Annotated in this window: 1 pseudogene; it reads right to left on the bottom strand. The window is 19.7% G+C overall.

Annotation, left to right across the window (positions count from 1 at the left end):
- Nucleotides 1-594, bottom strand: a pseudogene (locus GQX97_RS14080) (FUSC family protein); the annotation flags it as partial.

The raw sequence follows: 594 nt of genomic DNA on the forward strand, positions 1-594 counted from the left end.
TAGAATTAAACTCTTCTTCTTTTTTAGTAATATCATTTTTTAAAAACTCTCTAATATTCTCTAAAAGCTTATATAAATTAGAAAAATAATCAAAATCACTATCTATTAAATTATTAATATTTTTATACTCTTTTTCTATTAACTGATTAATCTCTTCCAAAAATAATACAAACTCAAAATCATTAATATTCTTATTGCTCATAATAGAGTTTCTTTTTAATGAATCTGTATATATRRAAGATGTATATAGTTTTATACTAGAAAACAAATCATCTATCTTTTTTAAATCACATTTTTTGCTGCATAGTAAGAGTAATTTTTTGTTTATAATTCCAATACATTTTGAAGCCAAAGCATTATTATTATTTTTAGTGATTATTTTGTTTAATGATAAAAATATAAATATAATTATCAAAGCAAAACCAATAGATTCCATTCTAAGAGATATATTTTCTATYGGAATATTATAAGCTTGAAATATCACATAAGCAAAACCATATATAAAATATCCYCTAGGCACAAAATCATCAGATAATAAAAACACTATCAAAAAAGGCACTACAAAATTAAGTATTATTATTAAAAAAATATTTT

It is taken from the genome of Brachyspira sp. SAP_772 (assembly GCF_009755885.1).
GTDB lineage: Bacteria > Spirochaetota > Brachyspiria > Brachyspirales > Brachyspiraceae > Brachyspira.